This is a genomic window from Mesorhizobium sp. WSM4884, assembly GCF_029625675.1.
GTDB lineage: Bacteria > Pseudomonadota > Alphaproteobacteria > Rhizobiales > Rhizobiaceae > Mesorhizobium.
This window is the reverse complement of the sequence record NZ_JARTVO010000006.1, coordinates 185,627-203,259: the sequence shown is the minus strand read 5'-3', so window position 1 is coordinate 203,259 and position 17,633 is coordinate 185,627. Positions and strand designations below refer to the sequence as shown.

19 protein-coding genes are annotated in these 17,633 nt (G+C 63.0%); 13 read left to right on the top strand and 6 right to left on the bottom strand.

Annotation, left to right across the window (positions count from 1 at the left end; translation table 11 throughout):
* Positions 1 to 4: 4 nt before the first annotated feature.
* Positions 5 to 604 carry a LysE family translocator gene (locus P9236_RS12195; protein WP_278074865.1) on the bottom strand — a complete coding sequence of 200 codons (600 nt, stop codon included), beginning with the start codon at positions 602 to 604 and terminating at the stop codon, positions 5 to 7.
* Positions 605 to 700: 96 nt separating this feature from the next.
* On the opposite strand from P9236_RS12195, the gene P9236_RS12190 reads away from it, so the two are divergent.
* Positions 701 to 1,567, top strand: coding sequence for a LysR family transcriptional regulator (locus P9236_RS12190; RefSeq protein WP_278074864.1), 867 nt, complete (start codon positions 701 to 703; stop codon positions 1,565 to 1,567).
* Between the two features lie 61 nt (positions 1,568 to 1,628).
* Here the strand turns inward: P9236_RS12190 and P9236_RS12185 are convergent, their stop codons facing one another.
* From P9236_RS12185 to P9236_RS12175, 3 genes are all read right to left on the bottom strand, one after another.
* Positions 1,629 to 2,279, bottom strand: a complete 651-nt coding sequence (locus P9236_RS12185) for a dihydrofolate reductase family protein (RefSeq protein WP_278074863.1) — start codon at positions 2,277 to 2,279, stop codon at positions 1,629 to 1,631.
* Between the two features lie 192 nt (positions 2,280 to 2,471).
* On the bottom strand, positions 2,472 to 3,314 hold the full coding sequence (locus P9236_RS12180) for an rRNA adenine N-6-methyltransferase family protein (protein ID WP_278074862.1): 843 nt from the start codon (positions 3,312 to 3,314) through the stop codon (positions 2,472 to 2,474).
* Between the two features lie 45 nt (positions 3,315 to 3,359).
* On the bottom strand, positions 3,360 to 4,718 hold the full coding sequence (locus P9236_RS12175) for an Nramp family divalent metal transporter (RefSeq protein WP_278074861.1): 1,359 nt from the start codon (positions 4,716 to 4,718) through the stop codon (positions 3,360 to 3,362).
* 216 nt (positions 4,719 to 4,934) lie between these two features.
* Here P9236_RS12175 and mntR point away from each other — a divergent pair, with 216 nt between their 5' ends.
* The 3 genes from mntR to P9236_RS12160 all read left to right on the top strand — a co-directional run bounded on the left by mntR (position 4,935) and on the right by P9236_RS12160 (position 7,985).
* A complete protein-coding gene (mntR, locus tag P9236_RS12170; RefSeq protein WP_278074860.1) occupies positions 4,935 to 5,390 on the top strand; it encodes a manganese-binding transcriptional regulator MntR in 456 nt (151 codons plus the stop codon).
* A gap of 157 nt (positions 5,391 to 5,547) precedes the next feature.
* On the top strand, positions 5,548 to 6,459 hold the full coding sequence (locus P9236_RS12165; protein ID WP_278074859.1) for a neutral zinc metallopeptidase: 912 nt from the start codon (positions 5,548 to 5,550) through the stop codon (positions 6,457 to 6,459).
* 257 nt (positions 6,460 to 6,716) lie between these two features.
* Positions 6,717 to 7,985, top strand: a complete 1,269-nt coding sequence (locus tag P9236_RS12160; RefSeq protein ID WP_278074858.1) for a TCR/Tet family MFS transporter — start codon at positions 6,717 to 6,719, stop codon at positions 7,983 to 7,985.
* A gap of 12 nt (positions 7,986 to 7,997) precedes the next feature.
* On the opposite strand, the gene carA is transcribed toward P9236_RS12160, so the two are convergent.
* Positions 7,998 to 9,203, bottom strand: a complete 1,206-nt coding sequence (gene carA / locus P9236_RS12155) for a glutamine-hydrolyzing carbamoyl-phosphate synthase small subunit (RefSeq protein WP_278074857.1) — start codon at positions 9,201 to 9,203, stop codon at positions 7,998 to 8,000.
* A 270-nt stretch (positions 9,204 to 9,473) separates the two neighbouring features.
* On the opposite strand from carA, the gene P9236_RS12150 reads away from it, so the two are divergent.
* The 8 genes from P9236_RS12150 to P9236_RS12115 all read left to right on the top strand — a co-directional run bounded on the left by P9236_RS12150 (position 9,474) and on the right by P9236_RS12115 (position 15,602).
* Entirely contained in the window at positions 9,474 to 9,923 is a 450-nt protein-coding gene (locus P9236_RS12150) for a GatB/YqeY domain-containing protein (RefSeq protein WP_278074856.1), read from the top strand.
* 138 nt (positions 9,924 to 10,061) lie between these two features.
* On the top strand, positions 10,062 to 11,066 hold the full coding sequence (locus tag P9236_RS12145) for a D-cysteine desulfhydrase (RefSeq protein ID WP_278075002.1): 1,005 nt from the start codon (positions 10,062 to 10,064) through the stop codon (positions 11,064 to 11,066).
* Between the two features lie 47 nt (positions 11,067 to 11,113).
* Positions 11,114 to 11,833, top strand: a complete 720-nt coding sequence (locus P9236_RS12140; protein ID WP_278074855.1) for an amino acid racemase — start codon at positions 11,114 to 11,116, stop codon at positions 11,831 to 11,833.
* A gap of 128 nt (positions 11,834 to 11,961) precedes the next feature.
* Positions 11,962 to 12,771: a transporter substrate-binding domain-containing protein gene (locus P9236_RS12135; protein ID WP_278074854.1), complete on the top strand. Its 810-nt coding sequence runs from the start codon at positions 11,962 to 11,964 to the stop codon at positions 12,769 to 12,771.
* Between the two features lie 72 nt (positions 12,772 to 12,843).
* Positions 12,844 to 13,590, top strand: coding sequence for an amino acid ABC transporter permease (locus P9236_RS12130; protein WP_278074853.1), 747 nt, complete (start codon positions 12,844 to 12,846; stop codon positions 13,588 to 13,590).
* 20 nt (positions 13,591 to 13,610) lie between these two features.
* Positions 13,611 to 14,435 carry an amino acid ABC transporter permease gene (locus P9236_RS12125; protein ID WP_278074852.1) on the top strand — a complete coding sequence of 275 codons (825 nt, stop codon included), beginning with the start codon at positions 13,611 to 13,613 and terminating at the stop codon, positions 14,433 to 14,435.
* 3 nt (positions 14,436 to 14,438) lie between these two features.
* The gene (locus tag P9236_RS12120; protein WP_278074851.1) at positions 14,439 to 15,188 is read left to right on the top strand and encodes an amino acid ABC transporter ATP-binding protein; all 750 of its coding nucleotides are present in this window, start codon (positions 14,439 to 14,441) and stop codon (positions 15,186 to 15,188) included.
* Between the two features lie 126 nt (positions 15,189 to 15,314).
* Complete coding sequence (locus P9236_RS12115; RefSeq protein ID WP_278074850.1) at positions 15,315 to 15,602, top strand: hypothetical protein; 288 nt, start codon at positions 15,315 to 15,317, stop codon at positions 15,600 to 15,602.
* Positions 15,603 to 15,626: 24 nt separating this feature from the next.
* Here P9236_RS12115 and P9236_RS12110 read toward each other — a convergent pair whose 3' ends face one another.
* Entirely contained in the window at positions 15,627 to 16,631 is a 1,005-nt protein-coding gene (locus tag P9236_RS12110; protein ID WP_278074849.1) for a hypothetical protein, read from the bottom strand.
* A gap of 285 nt (positions 16,632 to 16,916) precedes the next feature.
* Here P9236_RS12110 and P9236_RS12105 point away from each other — a divergent pair, with 285 nt between their 5' ends.
* Positions 16,917 to 17,627 carry a DNA helicase gene (locus tag P9236_RS12105; protein ID WP_278074848.1) on the top strand — a complete coding sequence of 237 codons (711 nt, stop codon included), beginning with the start codon at positions 16,917 to 16,919 and terminating at the stop codon, positions 17,625 to 17,627.
* Positions 17,628 to 17,633: the final 6 nt, after the last annotated feature.

Below are 17,633 nucleotides of genomic sequence, written 5' to 3'. Positions count from 1 at the left end.
TCTCTCAGGCTGGCCGCCACATCTGCAGGATCGAGGCGGCCAGCAAAAGGCCAAGCACGATGTTGAGCGCGCGCCATTGTCGCTCGGTCTTGAGCAGGTGCGCCAGCAGCGTGCCGGCCATGCACCACAGCGACAGCGAGAAAGCCGCTGCAAGGCCGAACACGGCGCCCAGCAACAGCGCGAGCTGCAAGGGGCCCTCGGCGAGCGCCGCGAATGATGCGGCCGCGCCCAGTCCCATCGCCCAGCCTTTCGGGTTCATCCACTGGATGCCGGCGCCGCCGAAGAAGCTGTTCGGCTTGGCCAACTTCACGTCGAGATTGGGCGGGCCGCTGCGGCCGATCCTTATCGCCAGCCAGATCAGATAGAGCGAACCGGCGATCTTCATGGCGAGCTGGAGGGAAGGGACGGCGGCAGCAGCCCCGGCGAGGCCGGCAGCACCCGCCGCCGCAACCGAGGCGAGGCCGGCGGCGCTGCCGGCCATCAGCGGCACGGAACGGCGAAAGCCGAACTGCGCGCCGGATGCGGTCGACAACGTCGTAGCGATGCCGGGCGTCGAGGTCGAAATCAGCGCGAACAGGACAAGAGGGGTAATGGTTTCGGACATACAGCTTTCCCGGTCGAAGAAGCCGTATGCTAGGCGCTCTGTGCTATCAGTAAATGCAATGTTTGATATGGTATCCATTAGCAGTTATAATGAATAATGATCCGCGATCTCGATACCACGCTTGTCCGCACCTTCGTCACTGCAGCCGAAAAAGCGAGCATGACGGGCGCTGCAAATGCGCTCAATCTGACGCAAGGCGCCGTCAGTCAGCAGATCAAGCGACTGGAGGAGGTGCTTGGCCAGACGCTGTTCGAACGCGACCGGCGCGGTCTGAAGCTGACGCGCTCGGGCGAACGGCTGCTCGACAAGGGCCGGCGTCTGCTGCAGCTCAATGACGAGATCATCGCCGAAATGGGCGGCAAGGCGGTCTCCGGCCAGGTGCGGATCGGCGTGCCCTACGACCTCGTCGGCACGTTGCTTCAACCTGTACTCAAGACCTACAGCGAGGCCTGTCCGCAAGTGGAGATCTCGCTGGCCTGCGCCTCCTCGCCGGAGCTCGCGGCGGCGCTGGCGGCAGGGACGATCGATCTCGCCGTCATCGAGGAGCGGGCCGGTCCAACGGCTGGCGAATGCCTGCTGGTCGACCGCCTGGTCTGGGTCGGCGCGAGAGGCGGCTCGGCGCGCCTGAAGCGACCCTTGCCGGTCTCGATGGTCGCCGACACCTGCGCCTTTCGGCCGGCGGTGCTGGCCGCGCTCGGCTCCCATGGCCTCGATTGGCGCACAGTGTTCGAGAACGGCAACATCGACGCCACGACGGCGACGGTACGCTCGGACCTGGCAGTGACGACATGGCTTGCCTCGACAGTTCCCGCGGACCTCGACATCCTGTCTGATGCCGACCTGCCGGCGCTGCCGAATTTCGCCATCAACCTGCATCTGCCGAAACATGGCATCGAGCCCGCCGCGCGAGAGTTTGCGCGGCATATCAGGGAAGGGCTGGCGCGGCGGCCGGTTGCGGCTTGAGCCCTGGAAGAACTTGGGTTCCTTTCCTCCGGAGGGAGAGGAAAGGTGCCGGGCCGTCCCGTCACTTCCAGTTCTTGCGCCGTTCGAGCTCGGCCTTCGAAGGCTCCTGCTGAGCAAACGACCCTATGCGGACCTCGCCGCCACGCTCATAGGTCGCCATGATGACGCCGGTACTGGAAGTCTGCGACCTGATGAGCTTGAAGGCGGCCGGCATCGCGTCCTCGCCGAACAGCCGCTTGCCCTTGCCCAGCAACAGCGGGAAGATCATCAGCCGGATCTCGTCGATCAGCCCGTTGGCGAGCAGGGTCTGGATCAGATTGCCCGATCCCTGGATAAGCAGGTCAGGTCCGTCTTCCTGTTTGAGTTCCTTAAGCCTTGCGACCACATCCGGCCCAAGCGACTGGGTGTTCTGCCAGGTGAGCGACTCTGGCCGATGTGTGGCTACATATTTGGTCGCAGGGTTGAAGGCATCCGCGATCGGATCCTTCTGATACGGCCAGTATGCGGCGAAGATGTCGTAGGTTCTGCGGCCGAGCAGCAGGGCGAAGGGCTTGGACAACAGCTCGTCTATTGCCGCGCCCGCAACCTCGTCGAAATAATGGAACGTCCAGCCACCGAATTGAAAGCCGCCGACCGGATCCTCTTCCGGCCCGCCTGGGGCCTGCATGACACCGTCGAGGCTGACGAAGGTGGCGGCGATGATCTTGCGCATCTGTTTTCTCCTCTCGTGATCCGCGCCGTCGCGGGCGGATTTCAGGCTAGAGCAGCTCAGCTTCCACAGAAGCGCTGAGCTGCTCAAATGTTTGTCTTTACGCAATTCCGGACGGAAAACCGCTACGCACTTTTCCTGGAATTGCTCTAAGGACGAACGACAAGACTGGTTTTCGACAAGGCCTTGCAAAATTTAACGCTTGCGCCCGGCGCGGATGGCGCGGGACGAGAACCAGACGTCGCCGAAGACGGCAGTGGCGGTGCGGTCGGGCGCCTTGTCTTCACTCAGCCAAATCGAGCGCGTGCGCGCGGCGCGCTCGCGGGTCGGCACTTTTGCCCCTGGTCCGGCGACCCAGGCGCCGACGCAGGGGATGAACCAGGAGCCCATGAACGGCTGGCAGGCAAAGCCTCTCTCCATGCGCGTGACGATCACCGCCAAGCCGATGCGCTCGGCGGGACGCCAGGGGAAGATCATGCGGCCGCCGGGTTTGAGCACCCTCAACCATGCCGGCGGAGGGGCGGCGACACCGGCATTGACATAGATGATGTCGGACGGCGGTAGCAGGCTGGCGACCGCGTTGCCGTGGATGACTTTCACATTGCCGTAAGCTGCAAGATTCTGGCTTGCTCGCTCCGCGAGATCGGCCTCGATCTCGAAGGCGGTGACGCTGCCGCCAGGCTCGACCAGCTTCGCCAGCAGCGCGGTGTAGTAGCCGGTGCCGGCGCCGATATGGGTGACGGCTTCGCCGGGCCTCGGTTCGACCTTGCCGATCCACATGGCGTGCAGGACCGGCTCGCCGTTGTTGATGCCCTTTTCGGCATCGAGCACCACAAGCACGTTCTGGTAGATGTAGCTTGGATCGGCGGTCGGCGTTTTGAACCCGCCGTCGCCGGCAAAGACGGTCCACGGTCCAGGCCCGAGAAAGGCCTCGCGCGGCACCGAGGCGAACACCTCCTCGATGCGGGGATCGGCGGAGCGTGCATGCGCGGCCATCAGCTTGGCGTAGAATTTTCGGGCGTCGTCCGATCCGGTCATGCTTCCAGAAGATAGCGCGGCCGGCTCGGATGTCGCGGTTCCATCTCAGCCGGCGATGGTGTCGTAAAGCAGCTTGAAGTTGAGCGCCAGGATGATTGCTGCGACCACCCAGGCGAGCGCTGCGACGCTGCGCGGGATGGCGAAATTGCCCATTTTCTTCTTGTCCGACACGAACTGCACCAAAGGCACCACGGCGAAGGGCAACTGCATCGACAGGATGACCTGGCTGAAGACCAGGAGTTGGGCCGTGCCCTTTTCGCCGTAGAGCGCGGTCACGATCACGACGGGGACGATGGCGGCGCCGCGCGTCAACAAGCGACGCGCCCACTGCGGGATGCGCAGGCGCAGGAAGCCTTCCATGACGATCTGGCCCGCGAGCGTCGCGGTGACCGTCGAGTTGAGGCCGGAGGCGAGCAGCGCGACGGCGAACAGGATCGAGGCGATGCTCAAGCCCAGCAATGGCGACAGGAGCTCGAAGGCCTGGCCGATTTCGGCGACATCCTGGTGGCCGGTGCCGTGGAAAGCCACGGCTGCAACGATCAGGATGGAGGCGTTGACGAACAGCGCCAGGATCAGCGCGATCGTCGAATCCGTGGTCGCCCACTTGATGGCGTCGCGCTTGCCCGCGTCGGTACGGTCATAGGCTCGGGTCTGCACGATCGAAGAGTGCAGGTAGAGATTGTGCGGCATCACCGTGGCGCCGATGATGCCGATTGCAATGTAGAGCATCGCCGGGTTGGTGACGATCTCGGACGACGGCACGAACATCGAATGCAGGATGGTGGCGGCAGGCGGCGCGGCGACGAAGATCTGGACGGCAAAGCAGCCAAAGATGACGATCAGCAGCGCGACGACGAAAGCCTCGAGATAACGGAAGCCCCTGTTCATCAGCAGCAGCACGAGGAAGGCGTCGAGCGCGGTGATGAGGGCGCCGCCGATCAGCGGGATGCCGAACAGAAGCTGCAGCGCGATTGCCGTGCCGATCACCTCGGCGAGGTCGCAGGCGATAATCGCCAGCTCGCAGGCGACCCAGAGCAGGAAATTGACAGGGTGCGGATAATAGGCGCGGCAGGCCTGCGCGAGGTCGCGGCCGGTGGCGATGCCGAGGCGGGCGGCCAGTGCCTGCAAGAGGATCGCCATCAGGTTCGACAGCATGATGACGAACAGCAGCGTGTAGCCGAATTGGGCGCCGCCGGCGAGATCGGTCGCCCAATTGCCGGGGTCCATATAGCCGACCGACACCATGTAGCCTGGGCCCATGAAGGCGAACAGGCGGCGGAACCAGACGCCGGTCCGCGGCACCGCGATCGTGGCGTTGACCTCGCGCAGACTGGGCTGCTCGTCGTTGGGCCTGTCGAAACGCCATGCGGAACGGGATACTGCTGCTACTTCGGCGTCGGACATGAGGGTTCCATTGGAACGGATCAATCGTGCTCCTTATCTATGCCATGGCTCAACATTATGCAATATGCTATGTTTCATCGTTTGTGCTTTTGCATCGACGATGCCGAGGGCCCGGTTGCATGTGAGCGGAAATGCAAATAAACGGCCGGACCACCAGGGTTCGTGTTATGAATGCGATCCCGATTCAGGCTTCGGCCAGCCAGGAAGGAGCGCGTATTGGCGCTGAGGAACAGACCGGTTCGACGCGAAAAGCCGCTTCCCGATGCCGAGATCCATTCGGAAGGGTTCCGGCAAACGCGCGAGGCGCGCCGCAGCGCGCTCGTCGAGGACTATGTCGAACTGATCGCCGACCTTATCGAGGACGGCAACGAGGCTCGTCAGGTCGATATCGCGGCCAGGCTTGGCGTCGCCCAGCCGACGGTCGCGAAGATGCTGACCAGGCTATGCGCCGACGGGCTAGTTTCCAGAAAGCCCTACCGCGGCGTGTTCCTCACCGAATCCGGCCGCAAGGTGGCGGAGGAGAGCCGCATCCGTCACCAGACGGTCGAAGCCTTCCTGCGCTCGCTTGGCGTCAGCGCCGAGACCGCGCGGATCGACGCCGAGGGCATCGAGCACCATGTCAGCGCCGAGACACTGGAAGCCTTTCGCAGGGCGATGACTGCCGCCCGCTGAGCCCAGTGCCCGGAGACACGGATCGGTTGCGGAGCGCGACGGTGCAGCGCCGCCGGCGCGAAAAATGCTGTGACTTGGGGTATGCGTTGCGATAATTGTCAGAAGGGGCGGTCGGCGGACCAATCCTTCCAGGACATCTGCATTGCGAGGAGTTGCCATGCTTTGGAGAGGCCGTCGTCAGAGCGACAATATCGAGGACGAGCGCAGCGATAGTGGCGGCGGACTCGGTGGCGGATTGGGTGGCAGCCCTGGTCAGTTCCGCATTCCGATCGGCGGACGGGCCGGCGGCGGCTCGAGCATCATCCTGGTCATCCTCGTCGTTCTCGCCGGATGGTATTTCGGCTTCGACCCGTCGCAGATTCTAGGTGACGGCAGCGGTGGCCAGATCACCGACAACAGCGGCTCGCAGGACAGCACCGGGGCGCCTGCTTCCGACGAGATGAAGCAGTTCGTGGCGACCGTGCTTGCGGAGACCGAGGACACCTGGACCGGCATCTTCAAGGCCAACGGTCTCACCTACGAGGACCCCAAGCTGGTGCTGTTCAGCGGCCAGATCCGCTCGGCCTGCGGCTTTGCCTCCTCCGCGGCGGGACCGTTCTATTGTCCGGGCGACCACAAGGTCTATCTCGACATGACCTTCTTCCAGCAGCTCGACCAGCAGTTCGGCGCTTCGGGCGAGTTCGCGCGGGCCTATGTGGTCGCGCATGAGGTCGGCCATCATGTGCAGAACCTCACCGGCATCATGCAGAAGTTCAACCAGATGCGGCAGAGCATGGGCGAGGCGGAGGCCAATCAGATGTCTGTGCGGGTCGAGCTTCAGGCCGACTGCTTCGCCGGTGTCTGGGCGCACTACACCGCGCAGAAGGGCATCTTGGAACAAGGCGACATGGAAAGCGCGCTGAATGCCGCCAAGCAGATCGGCGACGACACGCTGCAGAAGAAGATGCAGGGCTATGTCGTTCCGGAAAGCTTCAACCATGGCACTTCCGCGCAGCGGCAGACCTGGCTGGCGCGCGGCTACAAGAGCGGCAAGCTTTCGGACTGCGATACGTTCAACAATCCGGTCTGAACCGGCGGTTTAGCGCCGCGCTCCTTCAGCGGCGCCGCCGGCAACGATGTCAGGATGAGGCAGTTGCCGCCGTTCGCTTATTGTTCCTGGCGGCAAGCTCGCCTATAAGGTGCCTCCCGCCTGTGCCCTAAAGCGCGTCGCGCTGAACGGAGCCAGGCGACGCGCTTTAGGTTTTTGAATTTGCGCATGCCTTTATCCCGAAACCGGTTTCCACCTTTCGGGAGACATGCTTTGGGCGGCCGAGGAGCTTGACCATCATGATCGACCCCAAGACCGCCAAGCGGGGCCTTGCGCTCGTTTTCACCACGCTTTTGCTCGACATCATCGGCTTCGGCATCATTATGCCGGTGCTGCCCGCCTATCTGCAGGAACTCACCGGCGTCGGCGTCAGCGAGGCGGCGATCGAGGGCGGCTGGCTTTTCTTCGTCTATGCGGCGATGCAGTTCTTCTTCGCGCCGGTCATCGGCGGCTTGAGCGACCGTTTCGGCCGGCGGCCGATCCTGCTCGCCTCGGTGCTCACCTTTTCCATCGACAACCTGATCTGCGCCATCGCCTGGTCCTTCCCGATGCTGTTCATCGGCCGCGTGCTCGCCGGCATCTCCGGCGCCAGCTACTCGACGACATCGGCCTTCATCGCCGACATTTCGAACGACGAGAACAGGGCCAAGAATTTCGGCCTGCTCGGCATCGCCTTCGGCGTCGGCTTCGTCATCGGCCCGGTGCTCGGCGGCCTGCTCGGCACGTTCGGGCCGCGCGTGCCGTTCTATTTCGCCGCCGGACTCGCCTTCGTGAACTTCCTGATCGCGATGTTCCTGCTGCCGGAGACGCTCGAAGAGCAGCATCGCCGCCGCTTCGAGTGGAAGCGCGCCAATCCGGTCGGCACGCTCATCCAGATGCGTAACTATCAGGGCATCGGCTGGATCGGGCTCGTCTTCTTCCTGATGACGCTCGGCCACATGATGTATCCGGCGGTCTGGTCCTTTGTCTCCAGCTATCGCTACGGCTGGAACCAGCAGCAGATCGGCTTCTCGCTCGGCGCCTTCGGCCTGTGCGGCGCGATCGTCATGGCGACCGTGTTGCCGCGCGTCATCCCCAAGCTCGGCGAATGGAAGACGGCGGCGATCGGCCTCACCTTCACCGCACTCAGCGCTTTCGGCTACGCGTTCGCGACGCAAGGCTGGATGATCTATGCGGTGATCGTCGCCGGCTGCCTGGAGGCGCTTGCCGATCCGCCGCTGAGAAGCCTCGCTGCCGCCAAGGTGCCGCCCTCGGCGCAAGGTGAACTGCAGGGCGCGATGACCTCGATCTTCTCGATCACCTCGATCATCACGCCGCTGCTTTATACGGCGATTTTTTCCTGGTTCACCGGCCCGCGCGCGCCGGTTGAGTTCGGCGGGGCGCCTTATGTGCTCGGCGCGGTTTTCCTCACGCTGGCGGTGTTCGTCTTCGTGACGAAGGTGGCCAAGCCGACGCCAAAGGAAGTCGAGCGCATGCATGCGCAGGGGGCCGTGACCGACCCCGCTTGAGCCGCGTCGTGGTCAGGCGCGCTCGGCCAGCGACGGCTCGCCGCGCCGCTCGCGGATGAGGTTGACGAAGCGGCGGAAGAGATAGTGCGAATCCTGCGGACCGGGCGAGGCCTCGGGATGATGCTGGACCGAAAACACCGGCCGGCCGGTCAGCGCGATGCCGCAATTCGAGCCGTCGAACAGCGAGACATGCGTTTCCTCGACGCCTTCAGGCAGCGAGTCGGCATCGACCGCGAAACCATGGTTCATCGAGACGATCTCGACCTTGCCGGTCGTGTGGTCCTTGACCGGATGGTTGGCGCCATGATGGCCCTGGTGCATCTTCTGGGTCCTGCCGCCGAGCGCCAGCGCCAGCATCTGGTGGCCGAGGCAGATGCCGAACACCGGGATGTCGGTCTTCAAGAGGTCCTGGATCACCGGCACGGCATATTCGCCGGTCGCTTCCGGGTCGCCGGGACCGTTGGAGAGGAAGATGCCGTCCGGCCGCATGGCCAGGATCTCCTCCGCGCCGGTCTTGGCCGGCACGACGGTGACCTTGGCGCCGAGGCCCGCGAGCAGGCGCAGGATGTTGCGCTTGACGCCATAGTCGATGGCCACGACATGCATCGACGGCTCGTCCTGCTCGCCAAAACCCTTGTTCCAGGCCCAGGGCGTCTCGCGCCAGACCGAGGACTGGCCCGAGGTTACTTCCTTGGCGAGGTCGAGGCCGATCAGTCCTGACCAGGCAGCGGCGCGCTGCTTGAGATCGTCGACGTCGAAGACGCCATCGGGCGCGTGGGCGATGACGGCGTTGGGCATGCCCTTCTCGCGGATCAGCACGGTGAGCGCACGGGTATCGATGCCGCAAAGCGCGACGATGCCGCGCCGCTTCAGCCATTGATCGAGATGCCCGGCAGCCCGGTAGCTGGACGGGTCGGTGACATTGGCCTTGAAGATCGCGCCGACAGCCCCGGCGCGCGCCGCCGGGTTGAGGTCTTCGATATCCTCGGCGTTGGTGCCGACATTACCGATATGCGGGAAGGTGAAGGTGACGATCTGGCCGGCATAGGAGGGATCGGTCAGAATCTCCTCGTAGCCGGTGAGCGCGGTGTTAAAGCACACTTCCGCGACCGCCGATCCTGTGGCACCGAGGCCACGGCCCTCGATCACCGTGCCGTCGGCAAGCACCAGAAGGGCGGTCGGCTTTTCGGTGGCCCAGGGAGCAGTGGTCGTGGCCATGGTGGCACTCCTAGAAGCAGCTTCCAGATCACCCCGTTTGCGGGACGATCCGCGCAGCAAACAACGCGCAGCGCCAAATTCGCGAGCCTGCGCGCAACCAGATTTTCAGTTCATGCGAGGCTCAGTACATAGGGGAAGGCGCCAAAGCGGTCAATGACGCTCGCCGCGAACGGAATCGATTTATTTCGCCAAGCAATATCAATAATTTGTCGGAATTTGCCTTAGCCCGCCAGCAAAGCTATTGTCCGCCGCGATCGAAGGAGAAGCACGATGCGCGAGAAAATCGCCGAATCCATGAAGAGCGCGATGAAGGCGCAGGACAAGCACCGCCTGCCGACGCTCAGGCTGATCCAGGCCGCCATCCATGACCGCGACATCGCCAATCGCGGCGCCGGCAAGCCGGCGGCGAGCGAGGAGGAGATCCTGCAGATTCTCGCCAAGATGGTGAAGCAGCGCGAGGAATCGGCCAAGGCCTTCGAGGACGGCAAGCGGCCGGAACTGGCCGCGCAGGAGCGCGGCGAGATGGAGATCATCCGCGCGTTCCTGCCGAAGCAGCTCGACGATGCGGCGATCATGGCGGCCGCGCGGGAAGCGATTGCCACCACCAGCGCGGCCAGCCAGAAGGACATGGGCAAGGTGATCGGCGCGCTGAAGCAGAAATATGCCGGCCAGATGGACTTCGCCAAGGCAAGCGCCATCGTCAAAGGGCTGCTGCAGTAGGCGACTGCTGCAGCCGGCAGGCATTCTTGCCGCTTCCGCCGCGAGGACGATGTAAGGGGCACGCAGCCCGGTTCAAGCCGTGCCGGCGCAGTTTGAAAACGGCGCGCGGCATTCCCCGCCATGAAGGAGGACACGATGATGAATCTCGCCCGCTATCCTCGTGTTGCGCTCGGCCACCTGCCCACGCCTCTCGAACGGCTCGAGAACCTGACCAGGGAATTGAACGGCCCGGAGATCTGGATCAAGCGCGATGACTGCACCGGCCTTTCGACCGGCGGCAACAAGACGCGCAAGCTCGAGTTCCTGATGGCCGAGGCGCTGGCCGAAGGCGCCGACACCGTCATGACGCAGGGCGCTACCCAGTCCAATCATGCGCGGCAGACCGCCGCTGCCGCCGCCAAGCTCGGCATGGCCTGTCATCTGCTGCTGGAGGACCGAACCGGCAAGACCGATTTCGACTACAAGGAAAATGGCAATGTGCTTCTCGACCGTCTCCACGGCGCTACTATCGAGCGCTGCCCGGCCAATCCCGACATGAACGGCGAGATGGAAAAGGTCGCTGAAAGGCTGCGCGCCGGGGGCCGTAAAGTCTACACGATACCGGGCGGCGGATCGAACCCGATCGGCGCGCTCGGCTACGTGAACGCGGCCATCGAGCTGATCTACCAGGCGAACGCGATCGGCCTCAAGATCGATCGTGTCGTGCATGCGACCGGCAGCGCCGGAACCCAGGCTGGCCTGGTCACCGGGCTGATCGGCATCAACAGCGGCGTGCCGGTGCTTGGCATCGGCGTGCGCGCGCCGAAGGCCAAGCAGGAGGAAAACGTCTTCTCACTCGCGAGCCGGACGGCCGAGAAGCTCGGCCTTGCCGGTAGCGTGAAACGCGAGGATGTCGTTGCCAACTGCGACTATATCGGCGACGGCTACGGCTTGCCGGCCGCCGATACGATCGCGGCGATCCGCACACTGGCGCGCACCGATGCCATTCTGCTGGACCCGGTCTACTCCGGAAAGGGCATGGCCGGATTGATCGACCTGGCGGGAAAGGGTTTCTTCAAGAAGGGCGAGACCGTCGTCTTTCTACACACCGGCGGCTCGGCCGGACTGTTCGGTTATCCGACCGATCTCCAGAGCAATTTCTGACCGGCAGGCCGTCAGACTCCGAGGGATATTCAGAAGGCCGTATCGAGATGAGCAGCTACTACCCGCCCGCTCACCCCATCGTCGGCGTGCTCGGCGGCATGGGGCCGGCGGCCACGATCGAGCTGATGCGCCGGGTCATGGAGGCGACGCCCGCCGCGGACGACGCCGACCACATTCATCTTCTGGTCGACCAGAACCCCAAGGTTCCGTCGCGCATCGATGCCCTGATCGACGGCATCGGGCCGAGCCCGCTCGACGAACTGGTGCGCATGGCAAAGGGACTGGAAAGCGCCGGCGCCACGATGCTCGCCATCGCCTGCAATACTGCCCATGGCTATGCCGCCGACATCGCCTCGGCGGTCCGCATACCGCTCCTCGACATGGTCACGCTGACCGCCGGGGCGGTCGCGCGCCGGCCGCTCAGCCGGCGACGCATCGGCATGCTCGCCTCCACCGCGGTGCTGCAATTGGGACTCTACGAAAGAGCGTTCGAAGCGTTCGGCATCGAAACCCGATATCCAGACGATCAGGCGGAAATCATGGCCATCATCAAGGCGGTCAAGAAGGAAGGCGCGACGGCCGGATTGCGCAGCCGGTTCGATGTCGTCGCGCGCCGACTAATTGCCGGCGATGTCGATTTCCTGGTGATCGCATGCACCGAACTTTCGCTCCTCGTCGATGGCCTCGATGCCGACCTGGCGAAAATCGACGCTCTCGATGTGCTGGTTGCTACGATCGTCGAACGCACACGACCTCATGGCCGGTGAGGGCCCAAGGACCTCGCCGGGTCCCCTCGTTTCATTGACCTTGCGCAACCGCGCTCTAGCTTCGACGCCACCGGCTGTCATGACCGCCGGTGAGACGGGCTGACGCGCGTTATCCGGGAGTGGAGCGAATGAAGAGACTTTCCTTTGTCGTTGCGGGCATCACGCTTGCCATGCTGACGGCGCAGGCGTGGGCAGGCAAGATGGACGACATCAAGGCCCGCGGCACGCTGATCGTCGGAACCAAGGCCGACTACAAGCCGTTCGGATTCCGCGATCCGTCCGGGGCGATCGTCGGCATCGAGCCAGATCTGGCAGCCGATCTCGCCAAGCAGCTCGGCGTCAAGTTGGAATTCGTGCCGGTCGTCGCCGCCAACCGGATGGAGTTCCTCCAGCAGGGAAAGATCGACCTTCTGATTGCAACCATGTCCGACAAGCCGGAGCGCCGGAAGGTCGTGGAAGCAGTCGATCCGCCTTATTATTCGGATTCGGTCAATGTGCTGATATCGAACCGCGCCAAGATCAAGTCCTGGGAGGACCTGAAGGACAAGCCGCTCTGCGCGACGATCGGTTCGTTTTACAACAAGTCGGTCGCCGAGAAATACGGCGCCAAGATCGTCGGGCTCGATGGCTCCGACAAGCCGCTCGTCGCGCTGAAGCAGGGCAATTGTGTAGGCTATCTTTATGACCAGACATTCATTCAAGGCAAACTGCTCGATAAGCAATGGTCCGCCGACTATTCCATGCCGCTGAAGGGCATCATGGAGACTCCCTGGATCATGGCCGTGGCGCCGGGCAATGACGATCTGAGGGATTTCGTTTCCAAGGCCACGATCGAGTGGATGAAAAAGGGCAGGATCGTCGAGCTCGAACAGAAGTGGGGCATCATGCCCACCGATTATTCAAAGCGCATGCACGACAAGTACAAGAACCAGAGCTGACATGCCTCGAGCGACCGGCGCGCTCGTGGAAAGACCGCGCGCCTTGGTTGCCTCTGCCAGTGGGTGATATGCATGCAGGAAATCGCCGCTTGGTTTCGTAGCCTCTACGAGACTACAGGGCTGAATTTCACGATCTTCTACGATCCCTACGATGCGACCCAGTTCGCCAGGGGCGTCGGCATGACGATCTATCTGAGCGTCGTGTCGATCCTCATCAGCCTCGTCGTGGGGGTGACCGGCGCCTGGTTGCAAAGCTCGCGGATCGGGATCGTGCGCGGCCTCGTCGAGATCTTCGTCGTCATTTTTCGCAACACGCCGCCCTTGGTTCAGATCTTCTTTTTCTATTTCGGCATGGGCGAGCTGCTGCCAGCCACCTACAACGACATCGGCCTGCGCGAGCCGCTGCTTAGCAACCTGCAGTGGGCGATCATTTCCCTTTCCCTGTTTGCCGGCGCCTTCAACATCGAAATCTTCCGGTCCGGAATCGAAGCAGTGCCTCAAACCACGGTGGAGGCGGCCGAAGCCCTCGGCTATACGCGCCTCGGCGCTTACCGCCATGTCGTCCTGCCGCTGGCGTTGCGCGTCTGCCTGCCGGCGTTGAACAACAATCTGGTCAATCTGCTGAAGACCACTACGCTTGCCTACGCCATCGCGGTTCCCGAGGCGCTTTATGCGGTCACGCAAATCTGGGCGGAATCGCAGAACGTGACGGAAATGATGTGCGTGCTGTTGGCTACGTTCGTTCTGCTGGTCGGCGTGCTCGTATGGGTCATGCACCGCTGGGAGCGGTCGCTGCGCATCCCGGGATTCGGCCAATGACGGAAGGACGCATCAAACCAATGACCGACCTGCCCGTGCTGCTGCCGGTTCGGCCACCTTCCGTGCCGGCTTTGCGGTTTCGTGCCCGGCACGGCCTGGCTTTGGTCGCGGCAGTGCTTTTGTTCGCGCCCACCGCCGGTGCCCAGACGGGTTCGGAAGAGCTGTCGATAATCGGCGTCATCATCAAATGGATGCCGCTGCTTTTGACCGGCTTCGGCTTCAATCTTCTTATTTCCGTGCTGTCGATGGCGCTGGGCACGATCGCGGGTCTTGGCCTTGGTCTGCTTCAGCTGAGCGAGTTCCACTGGCTCAGCCGCTGCGCGTGGGTGCTGACCCAGTTCTTCCGCAACGCGCCATGGCTGGTGCTGCTGTTCTTCGCCATGTACCTCATCCCCTACCAGTTCCGCATCGGCGACGTCACGGTTCCGTTTCCTGACTGGGTCAAGGCGGTCATCGGCTTCGCGCTGCCGGTCATGGCCAACGTCGCCGAGATCGTGCGCGGGGCGGTGCAATCCATTTCCAGCGGCCAATGGGAAGCGGCCGACTCGCTGGCCTTCACCCGCCGGCAGACGATGTGGATGATCATCTTGCCGCAATGCGTGAAGCGGATGCTGCCACCTTGGATGAACCTGTATTCGCTCGTCACGATGGCGACGGTGCTGGCCTCGGTCGTGGGCATCAACGAGATGCTGACCCTGACAGTGCAGGTTCACAATGCCGAAGGTGGCCGGACGGACCTTTTGGCGCCGCTCTACGCTTTCGCGCTGCTGTGCTTCTTCATCTATTGCTACCCGATCAATCTTTGGACTGTCCGTCTCGAGCGGCGCTTCAACGTCAAGAGCTGAGCCATGGCAGCCTGGACCCCCAATGAACCGATGGTGCGTCTCCAGGACGTGCACAAGTCGTTCGGCGAGATCGAAGTGCTCAAGGGGATCAGCCTTCAGGTGATGAAGGGCGAGGTCATCTGCATCATAGGGCCGTCCGGCTCCGGCAAGTCGACATTGATCCGGTCCATCAACGCGCTGGTGCCGATCAATTCCGGCTCGATCATCGTCGAGGGACAGGAAGTCAATGATCCGGCAGTGGACAAGCTGGCGCTGCGCCGCAAGGTGGGCATGGTCTTCCAGCAGTACAATCTGTTTCCGCACAAGACCGCGCTGCAAAACATCATGATGGCGCCGATCCACGTCCTCAAGCAGGACCGCCGTGAGGTCGAGGCACGGGCGCGGGCGCTGATCAGGAAGGTCCGCCTCGAAGGGAAGGAAGACGCCTATCCGGGAGAATTGTCCGGCGGTCAGCAGCAGCGTGTCGCCATTGCCCGCTCGCTCGCGATGCGTCCGGATCTGATGCTGTTCGACGAGGTGACGGCCGCGCTCGATCCCGAAACCGTCAAGGAAGTGCTGGTCACGATACGCGAACTGGCAGCTGAAGGAATGACGTGTATCCTCGTCACCCATGAGATGGGTTTTGCGCGCGAGATCGCCAACCGCATCTATTTCACCGATCAAGGCGTCATCGTGGAGCACGGCTCGCCGCAGGAAATATTGGATCATCCGCGGGAGGCGCGGACGAAGGCGTTTCTCGAGCAGGTGCTGTAGATCGTCTTGCGGCTGCGTTCTTTCGCGGGCGATCAGGCCCGTCCGAGCCGGTCGGGTGGCAGGCGGCTGGGCGAGTACCTAGGTGAAGGACAACGATCAACCTCTATCAAATGGGCGGAGGCGCGCATGCGGATCAAGGTCGAAACTCGGCAAGACGGCGACGTCGACGTGCCCCGGAGGTTCAGCCTCAACGGCGAGCAGATTGATGTTTTCGAGATGGTCGACCAATGGTTCGGCGCCGACTACCGCTATTGCAAGATCAAGGGCAGCGATGGCGCGCTCTACATCCTGCGGCACGACGAAGTCCGATCGGAATGGTGCCTCACGATGTTTGCCAGCGAGCGGGCGCAGGCCGTGACGGCCGGATGGACCTCGCCGAGCCAAAGCGCCGTCGTCAAGGGATTGCTTCAGTAAGAATTGTCGACCGACGGCGGGAACTCACGGACCCTTGCAGATCGGCACCGGTTGCGGAGGCGGCAAAGGGTGATCCTTCTTGTATTGCGCGATGATCGGCTCGAGCATTCTCTTCGGCCAAAATTTCGGAGCGCCGATCTCCTTCAGGCAGGATGCGTTCCAGTACAGTTCGGCGGCCGAAGCCGATTGTCTGGCCGCCACGGTACGCGCCATGGCGGCAATGTCTCGCGATTCCGGATAGATGTAGAGCGTAGTCGGATTGTCCTTCACCATCGGGATGATCTGCTCGGCATCCGCGGGCGACCAACTTGTGCAGCCATTGCTGCGGCCGCCGGCGTAATTCACCAGCTTGCCAAAGGGAACATAGCCGTCGTGGTCGGCGTATGAGCTGTTAGGGCTTTTGCGAAGGCACATTCCCCTCAGCAGCGCTGCCGGGTGCCCGCCGATCACGCGTTGCCTGGCGTTTGCGGTTTCGCCTTCGCCATCGAACTGTATGAAGGTGCGCATGAACACGGCGTTCTGCTTCGCACCGACACGGTAGAAACCCTTGAACGACGTTTTCGCCTCGGCGGTCATATAAGCGCCGCCGGCCGTCAGTTCCGAGTCCATCGCGTTGCCGAAGTTCTTGGCGCAACGCCTGCCGTTTGAAAAATCCGCGACGCCTTTCAGGTTTCGGCCGCCACCGTGACCGGCCGAGACCGCGCGGAACGACTGCTCGGCCTCGCAGATGATGTAGTAGCGGCGTCCCAGCACTCCGTTGCCCAGATCGCCGGGACGCGTCGCGTCCATGGCGAAGTAGCAGGGATTTTTCACGGAACCTTCGCTCACCTTCTTCAGGTAAAGCGCGCGTGCCCGTTCCAAGACCACCTGAGCGATCTGGCCGTCGCCTTCGCCGACATGGGCCTGCAGCCAGGTCGGAATGCTCGACGACCGCAGCGCCGCGAAGGATCGGGCCGACATCGTCAGCGCGCCGGCAACGGCGAGGAAGCAGACAATCGCGACGCCCAGCGAAACAGATCTCAACCGCACCGGATTATTTCCCCTCTCCAGCCGCTATTTCCTGGGATGAATCACCTGCGCCAATCATAAAAGCCCTCACGCCGATCGGCGAAACACTTCTAGTTCAGCGTGCCCTGAACATCCGTGATTCCCGGCCCGTTCGTGTTGGGGTATCATGTGATTCCGGCGCGCCCACGCCTCCTCCCTCCATCGGGAAAGCATCGTCCATGCGGGGCATTGGATCACTCAACCGACTGTTCGAGCACCAGGCATAAGGAGGGGTTGCGAAGACTGCTCGCACCAGGAGGTTTTTCGATGCGGCTTTCCGCGCCCGTCTATCGTCTGAAGCGCCAGGCCAGGCTCCTTTCCCGCGGGGAAGGAGTGCCGCTTCACCTGGCCCTCGATCGGGTCGCCGCCGGGGAGGGCTTCGCCAGCTGGAGCCTGCTTGCGGCCAAAGCCGCAGAGGCGACACCCGCAGGTGACTTGCTTGCGCAACTGGCGCCTGGCGACCTCGTGCTGGTCGGCGCAAGGCCTGGCCAGGGCAAGACCTTGATGAGCCTCGAGCTTGCGGTCGAGGCGATGAAATCCGGCCGACACAGCGTATTCTTTACGCTGGAGTACACGCACACGGACATTCTGGATCGGTTTCGCGTCATCGAGGCCGAGCCGGCGCTCTTCGACGGCCTGTTCGAATTCGACAATTCGGACGCCATCTGTGCCGACCACATCATCGGCAGGTTGCGGACGGCGCCTCGCGGGACACTGGCGGTCATCGACTACCTGCAACTTCTCGACCAGAGGCGCGAGAATCCGGAGCTTAAGATACAAGTTCCGATGTTGCGGTCTTTTGCGCGCGACAGAGGACTGATCCTGATCTTCATCTCCCAGATCGACCGGTCGTACGATCTGTCCAGGAAGCCATTTCCCGACCTTGGCGATGTCCGGCTGCCGAACCCTTTGGATTTGTCGCTCTTCGACAAGATGTGCTTCCTGAACAAGGGCGAAATCCGCTTTCAGGCAGCTTGAGCGCAA

Bases quoted from the DNA above. Each gene is read 5' to 3' on its own strand.
- P9236_RS12195 (WP_278074865.1), bottom strand. From the start codon at position 604: ATGTCCGAAACCATTACCCCTCTTGTCCTGTTCGCGCTGATTTCGACC.
- P9236_RS12190 (WP_278074864.1), top strand. From the start codon at position 701: ATGATCCGCGATCTCGATACCACGCTTGTCCGCACCTTCGTCACTGCA.
- P9236_RS12185 (WP_278074863.1), bottom strand. From the start codon at position 2,279: ATGCGCAAGATCATCGCCGCCACCTTCGTCAGCCTCGACGGTGTCATG.
- P9236_RS12180 (WP_278074862.1), bottom strand. From the start codon at position 3,314: ATGACCGGATCGGACGACGCCCGAAAATTCTACGCCAAGCTGATGGCC.
- P9236_RS12175 (WP_278074861.1), bottom strand. From the start codon at position 4,718: ATGTCCGACGCCGAAGTAGCAGCAGTATCCCGTTCCGCATGGCGTTTC.
- P9236_RS12165 (WP_278074859.1), top strand. From the start codon at position 5,548: ATGCTTTGGAGAGGCCGTCGTCAGAGCGACAATATCGAGGACGAGCGC.
- P9236_RS12160 (WP_278074858.1), top strand. From the start codon at position 6,717: ATGATCGACCCCAAGACCGCCAAGCGGGGCCTTGCGCTCGTTTTCACC.
- carA (WP_278074857.1), bottom strand. From the start codon at position 9,203: ATGGCCACGACCACTGCTCCCTGGGCCACCGAAAAGCCGACCGCCCTT.
- P9236_RS12150 (WP_278074856.1), top strand. From the start codon at position 9,474: ATGCGCGAGAAAATCGCCGAATCCATGAAGAGCGCGATGAAGGCGCAG.
- P9236_RS12145 (WP_278075002.1), top strand. From the start codon at position 10,062: ATGAATCTCGCCCGCTATCCTCGTGTTGCGCTCGGCCACCTGCCCACG.
- P9236_RS12140 (WP_278074855.1), top strand. From the start codon at position 11,114: ATGAGCAGCTACTACCCGCCCGCTCACCCCATCGTCGGCGTGCTCGGC.
- P9236_RS12135 (WP_278074854.1), top strand. From the start codon at position 11,962: ATGAAGAGACTTTCCTTTGTCGTTGCGGGCATCACGCTTGCCATGCTG.
- P9236_RS12130 (WP_278074853.1), top strand. From the start codon at position 12,844: ATGCAGGAAATCGCCGCTTGGTTTCGTAGCCTCTACGAGACTACAGGG.
- P9236_RS12125 (WP_278074852.1), top strand. From the start codon at position 13,611: ATGACCGACCTGCCCGTGCTGCTGCCGGTTCGGCCACCTTCCGTGCCG.
- P9236_RS12120 (WP_278074851.1), top strand. From the start codon at position 14,439: ATGGCAGCCTGGACCCCCAATGAACCGATGGTGCGTCTCCAGGACGTG.
- P9236_RS12115 (WP_278074850.1), top strand. From the start codon at position 15,315: ATGCGGATCAAGGTCGAAACTCGGCAAGACGGCGACGTCGACGTGCCC.
- P9236_RS12105 (WP_278074848.1), top strand. From the start codon at position 16,917: ATGCGGCTTTCCGCGCCCGTCTATCGTCTGAAGCGCCAGGCCAGGCTC.